Source organism: Neisseria sp. P0008.S002, from assembly GCF_051962805.1.
Lineage (GTDB): Bacteria > Pseudomonadota > Gammaproteobacteria > Burkholderiales > Neisseriaceae > Neisseria > Neisseria perflava.
Window position 1 is genome coordinate 133,981 of sequence record NZ_JBQCUY010000007.1, and the last position, 6,070, is coordinate 140,050.

Sequence of the window (6,070 nt, forward strand, 5' to 3'; positions counted from 1 at the left end):
ATAAAAATGCAAATACCATTTCATTTGGCTTTATTACCCACGCTGATTATCGCTTCCTTCCCTGTTGCTGCCGCCGATACGCAGGATAATGGCGAACATTACACCGCCACGCTGCCCACCGTTTCCGTGGTTGGGCAGTCCGACACCAGCGTACTCAAAGGCTACATCAACTACGACGAAGCCGCCGTTACCCGCAACGGCCAGCTCATCAAAGAAACGCCGCAAACCGTCGATACGCTCAATATCCAGAAAAACAAAAACTACGGCACGAACGATTTGAGTTCCATCCTCGAAGGCAATGCCGGCATCGATGCTGCCTACGATATGCGCGGCGAAAGCATTTTCCTGCGCGGCTTCCAAGCCGATGCCTCCGATATTTACCGCGACGGCGTGCGCGAGAGCGGGCAGGTCCGCCGCAGTACCGCCAACATCGAGCGCGTGGAAATCCTGAAAGGCCCGTCTTCCGTGCTTTACGGCCGCACCAACGGCGGCGGCGTCATCAATATGGTCAGCAAATACGCCAACTTCAAACAAAGCCGCAACATCGGTGCGGTTTACGGCTCGTGGGCAAACCGCAGCCTGAATATGGACATCAACGAAGTGCTGAACAAAAACGTCGCCATCCGCCTCACCGGCGAAGTCGGGCGCGCCAATTCGTTCCGCAGCGGCATAGACAGCAAAAACGTCATGGTTTCGCCCAGCATTACCGTCAAACTCGACAACGGCTTGAAATGGACGGGGCAATACACCTACGACAATGTGGAGCGCACGCCCGACCGCAGTCCGACCAAGTCCGTGTACGACCGCTTCGGACTGCCTTACCGCATGGGTTTTGCCCACCCGAACGATTTTGTCAAAGACAAGCTGCAAGTTTGGCGTTCCGACCTCGAATACGCCTTCAACGACAAATGGCGCGCCCAATGGCAGCTCGCCCACCGTACGGCGGCGCAGGATTTCGACCATTTCTATGCAGGCAGCGAAAACGGCAGCTTAATCAAACGCAACTACGCCTGGCAGCAGACCGACAACAAAACCCTGTCGTCCAACTTCACACTCAACGGCGACTACAACATCGGGCGTTTTGAAAACCACCTGACCGTAGGCATGGACTACAGCCGCGAACACCGCAACCCGACATTGGGTTACAGCCGCACCTTTTCCGCCTCCATCGACCCCTACGACCGCACAAGCTGGCCGGCTTCAGGCAGATTGCAGCCTATCCTGACCCAAAATCGCCACAAAGCCGACTCATACGGCATTTTCGTGCAAAACATCTTCTCCGCCACGCCCGATTTGAAATTCGTCCTCGGCGGCCGTTACGATAAGTACACCTTTAATTCCGAAAACAAACTCACCGGCAGCAGCCGCCAATACAGCGGCCACTCATTCAGCCCCAATATCGGTGCAGTGTGGAACGTAACGCCTGCCCACACGCTCTACGCCTCATATAACAAAGGCTTTGCACCTTATGGCGGACGCGGCGGCTATTTGAGCATCGACACTTCGTCTGCCGCCGTGTTCAACGCCGACCCCGAGTACACCCGCCAATACGAAACCGGTGTCAAAAGCAGTTGGCTGGACGACCGCCTCAGCACTACGTTGTCTGCCTATCAAATCGAACGCTTCAATATCCGCTACCGCCCCGACGCGCAAAATGATCCCTACACTTGGGCTGTCGGCGGCAAACACCGTTCGCGCGGCGTGGAGCTGTCCGCCATCGGACAAATCATCCTCAAAAAACTCTACCTGCGCGGATCGTTGGGTGTGATGCAGGCGAAAGTCGTTGAAGACAAAGAAAATCCCGACCGCGTGGGCATCCATTTGGACAACACCAGCAACGTTACCGGCAACCTGTTCTTCCGTTACACGCCGACCGAAAACCTCTACGGCGAAATCGGCGTAACCGGTACGGGCAAACGCTACGGCTACGACTCAAGAAACAAAGAAGTGACCACGCTTCCCGGTTTTGCCCGAGTTGATGCCATGCTCGTCTGGAACCATAAAAACGTCAACGTTACCTTTGCCGCAGCCAATCTGCTCAATCAAAAATATTGGCGTTCGGACGCCATGCCGGGTAATCCGCGCGGCTATACCGCCCGGGTAAATTACCGTTTCTGATGAAACCAGGCAAAGGCCGTCTGAAAATAAGGCTATGATCTAAGCCATATTTCAGACGGCCTTTTATAAAGGTTGAAATAAAACTAAACACATTTTTTCACTCAAATCGAACACACCTCCAACAAAATGCCATAAAATCCGCCCATTGATTTGAATGTAAAGAGATACCTATGAAACTGAAAACCTTAGCCTTGACTTCATTAACCCTGTTGGCATTGGCCGCTTGCGGCAAACAGGCGGAAACCAGTGTTCCGGCAGACAGCGCCCAAAGCAGCACATCCGCTCCGGCAGCCCCTGCCGCATTGACAGAAGGTGTCAATTACACCGTCTTATCCAACCCGATTCCGCAACAGCAGGCCGGCAAAATCGAAGTATTAGAATTCTTCGGCTACTTCTGCCCGCATTGTGCCCATTTGGAGCCGGTTTTGAGCGAACACATCAAAACGTTTAAAGACGATACCTATATGCGCCGGGAGCATGTCGTTTGGGGTGATGAAATGAAACCTCTGGCACGTTTGGCGGCCGCAGTGGAAATGGCCGGTGAATCAGATAAAGCCAACAGCCATATTTTCGATGCGATGGTTAACCAAAAAATCAACTTGGCCGATACCGATACCCTGAAAAAATGGTTGTCCGAGCAAACCGCATTTGACGGCAAAAAAGTATTGGCTGCATTTGAAGCGCCCGAAAGCCAAGCGCGTGCTGCTCAAATGGAAGAGTTAACCAATAAATTCCAAATCAGCGGCACACCGACCGTTATCGTCGGCGGCAAATACCAAGTCGAATTTAAAGACTGGCAGTCCGGCATGACCACGATTGACCAACTGGTGGACAAAGTACGCGAAGAGCAGAAAAAGCCGCAATAAGTTGAAGGCTGAATGAGTAAAGGTCTCGCGTCTCTTATCTTTTTTCCTTTACTTTACTGAAAGATCTAAGCCATGTGTGATTACTGTTCTGACCTGCGACCTACCGTTCGTATCAGGGTTCCGAAAAAATTATCGCAAATGTTACTGCGAGCCTCTGATCGTTTAGCAGACGGCACGCTTATCGATATTACTCCAGCCTACGACAAAGTTTATGGTCCCAGCCTTGATGTTGCCAAAACCATCGCTAACAGCGGTTACATTACCCATACAGATTCTCAGGGTAATCGTGACATATATGGTTGGAACGATTTCGTGGTGCATTATTTTCAATGTACGCACTGCAATGCCGTTTTCAGGCTTGGTGCCGAAACCTACCATGGTAGTGGTGGCCAATGGGAAATGCTGGAAGAGGCAACGATACGCTATGAAAATTCTTAAAAGGAATAGATTTCATAGTTATTATGTGAACAGTAATTCTTGCTAGAGTAAAAAAACGCCGTCTGAAACTTTTCAGACGGCGTTTTCTGTCAAATTAGCTTACAAACCCGGGAACATGCCTTTCATTCCCTTCATGCCTTTGGCCAAACGCATCAGTTTGCCCAAACCGTTGCCGCTGAACATCTTCATCATTTGTTGCATTTGTTCAAACTGTTTGAGCAATTTGTTCACTTCCTGCACGGTCGTACCCGCACCCATTGCAATACGGCGTTTGCGGCTGGCTTTGAGCAGGGCGGGGTTGGCGCGTTCTTTAGGGGTCATCGAATTGATGATGGCTTCCACTTTGCCCATCGCTTTTTCAGCCGTGCCTTCGGGGATTTGTTTCGATATTTGACCCAGTTCGCCCGGCATTTTCGACATCAGGTTTTCTAAGCCGCCCATATTGCGCATCTGCTGGATTTGTTCTTTAAAGTCGTTGAGGTCGAAGCCTTTGCCTTTTTGCAGCTTTTTCGCCATTTTGGCGGCGGCTTCTTCATCAATGCCTTTTTGAACATCTTCAATCAGGGTCAATACGTCGCCCATGCCGAGGATACGGCTGGCAAGACGGTCGGGATGGAAAGGCTCGAGGCCGTTGATTTTCTCGCCGACACCGATAAATTTAATCGGTTTGCCGGTTACATGGCGTACGGACAATGCCGCACCGCCGCGCGAATCACCGTCCATCTTGGTCAATACGACACCGGTCAGCGGCAGGGCTTCATTAAATGCCTGAGCAGTGTTCACCGCATCCTGACCCAACATGGCATCAATAACGAACAAAGTTTCAATCGGGTTGACTGCCGCATGAAGCGCTTTGATTTCGTTCATCATCTCTTCATCGATTGCCAAACGGCCAGCGGTATCGACCATCAATACATCGTAAAAATGTTTTTTAGCGTAATCAACGGCGGTAGTTGCAATCTCAACCGGTTTTTGGTTGGTGTTGGATGGGAAAAAGTCCACGCCGACCTGTTCGGCCAACAGGCGCAGCTGTTCAATCGCGGCAGGGCGGTAAACGTCGGCGGATACCACCAAGACTTTTTTCTTCTGATCGTTTTTCAGCAGGCGGGCGAGTTTGCCGACGGTTGTTGTTTTACCGGCACCCTGCAAACCGGCCATCAAAACGATGGCAGGCGGTGAAACCGATAAATCCAGCGTTTTGTTTTCCTTGCCCATCAATTCGACTAAGGCTTGGTTGACCACGCCGATAAAGGCTTGGTCAGGCGTCAGGCTGCCGACGACTTCTTGGCCAAGGGCCTGTTCTTTGACTGTGTTGACGAATTCTTTAACGACGGGCAATGCAACGTCGGCTTCCAGCAGGGCAAGACGAACCTCGCGCAAGGCTTCTTTAATATTGTCTTCGGTCAGCGTTGATTGGCCGCGAATATTTTTAAGTACCTTGCTGAAGCGGTTGGTTAGGTTGTCTAACATACTTATCCTTGATAATGAGAATAGCTGCCCAATATAGGGCATTCTTTGTTAAAATAAAATTCGGATTATTTTACACGATAGTCCGAAGTTATGCTTCAAGAACACAAATACGCACACCAAGGCCGTCTGAAACCCTGCCGGCTGTCCGTCTAGTGTTCACACCTCTATTGAGAAAGATATTTATGCCGATTGTCTTAATCTGCCTTATGCTGGTGTATGCCGGATTGGGTGCATTTTCCTGGTTGCAACATAAAAAGCACAATAATAAATCTTACCCGCTGAAAACCGAGCTGCTGATTTTGAGTGGCGCATTATTGGTACATGGCGCAGCATTGATGTTCCCAGTATTGCAGGATAGGGTATTGATTACCGGTTTTGGCTATTCGCTCAGCCTGATAGTCTGGCTGATGCTGATGATGTACTGCTTGGGTAGCTTCTTTTATTGTCTGCGCGGTGTGCAACTCTTATTGTATCCCTGTGCTGCATTGACCTTATTGCTGGGTTTCCTTTTCCCGGGAGATTTCACAGGTCGTCAAATTGTAGACTTATTGCCGCTATCGCACATTGCATCATCATTGCTCGCATACGGATTGTTTGGCATCGTTACCTTATTTGCCATCCTGATCCTTTTGCTCGACCGCAATCTGCACAAACGCCGTTTTTCCGCATTAGTTAGTTTCTTGCCGCCATTATTGAGTTTGGAAAAACTTATGTTCCAAGGTATGTGGGCAGGATTCGTTTTATTGACCTATTCAGTTATCAGCGGGACGTTTTTTGCCGAAGCCATTTTCGGCAAACCCATGACCTTCACGCATAAAACCATCTTCAGTATTATGTCGTGGCTGATTTATGGCGCATTATTGTTGAAACACAGCATGACCGCATGGCGCGGCAAGAAAGCCGCCGTTTGGACTATTGTCGGATTTGTCAGTCTGATTTTTGCCTATGTGGGCAGTAAATTTGTCCTAGAAATTGTCCTTCAACGTATTGGATAAATAGAAACCATAAAAAAAGGCCGTCTGAAAGAGCATTTCAGACGGCCTTTAGTTTGTATTTTTTTGTATGTATGGATAGTGTGGGAGTTTGATAGTATTTTTTTAGAAATAAAAACCCTGTTAAAACAGGGAAGTGATTAAATTTCAGAAAATAATTTTGTGAAATGTGTTGACTGGTTTTGT

At 49.4% G+C, this 6,070-nt stretch carries 5 protein-coding genes; 4 read left to right on the top strand and 1 reads right to left on the bottom strand.

Going from position 1 to position 6,070, the window contains the following annotated elements:
- Positions 1-6 precede the first annotated feature (6 nt).
- The 3 genes from ACTHSA_RS09140 (at position 7) to ACTHSA_RS09150 (ending at position 3,422) form a co-directional block, all read left to right on the top strand.
- Positions 7-2,118: a TonB-dependent receptor gene (locus ACTHSA_RS09140; RefSeq protein WP_440367135.1), complete on the top strand. Its 2,112-nt coding sequence runs from the start codon at positions 7-9 to the stop codon at positions 2,116-2,118.
- A 170-nt stretch (positions 2,119-2,288) separates the two neighbouring features.
- A complete protein-coding gene (locus ACTHSA_RS09145; RefSeq protein WP_188213029.1) occupies positions 2,289-2,984 on the top strand; it encodes a thiol:disulfide interchange protein DsbA/DsbL in 696 nt (231 codons plus the stop codon).
- Between the two features lie 138 nt (positions 2,985-3,122).
- Entirely contained in the window at positions 3,123-3,422 is a 300-nt protein-coding gene (locus ACTHSA_RS09150; RefSeq protein ID WP_004520276.1) for a hypothetical protein, read from the top strand.
- A gap of 99 nt (positions 3,423-3,521) precedes the next feature.
- Here ACTHSA_RS09150 and ffh read toward each other — a convergent pair whose 3' ends face one another.
- A complete protein-coding gene (gene ffh, locus ACTHSA_RS09155) occupies positions 3,522-4,892 on the bottom strand; it encodes a signal recognition particle protein (protein WP_070624724.1) in 1,371 nt (456 codons plus the stop codon).
- 182 nt (positions 4,893-5,074) lie between these two features.
- Between ffh and ACTHSA_RS09160 the strand changes: the two genes are divergently transcribed.
- Positions 5,075-5,887, top strand: coding sequence for a cytochrome C assembly family protein (locus tag ACTHSA_RS09160; RefSeq protein ID WP_049336876.1), 813 nt, complete (start codon positions 5,075-5,077; stop codon positions 5,885-5,887).
- Positions 5,888-6,070 lie beyond the last annotated feature (183 nt).

Bases quoted from the DNA above. Each gene is read 5' to 3' on its own strand.
- ffh (WP_070624724.1), bottom strand. From the start codon at position 4,892: ATGTTAGACAACCTAACCAACCGCTTCAGCAAGGTACTTAAAAATATT.
- ACTHSA_RS09160 (WP_049336876.1), top strand. From the start codon at position 5,075: ATGCCGATTGTCTTAATCTGCCTTATGCTGGTGTATGCCGGATTGGGT.
- ACTHSA_RS09140 (WP_440367135.1), top strand. From the start codon at position 7: ATGCAAATACCATTTCATTTGGCTTTATTACCCACGCTGATTATCGCT.
- ACTHSA_RS09145 (WP_188213029.1), top strand. From the start codon at position 2,289: ATGAAACTGAAAACCTTAGCCTTGACTTCATTAACCCTGTTGGCATTG.
- ACTHSA_RS09150 (WP_004520276.1), top strand. From the start codon at position 3,123: ATGTTACTGCGAGCCTCTGATCGTTTAGCAGACGGCACGCTTATCGAT.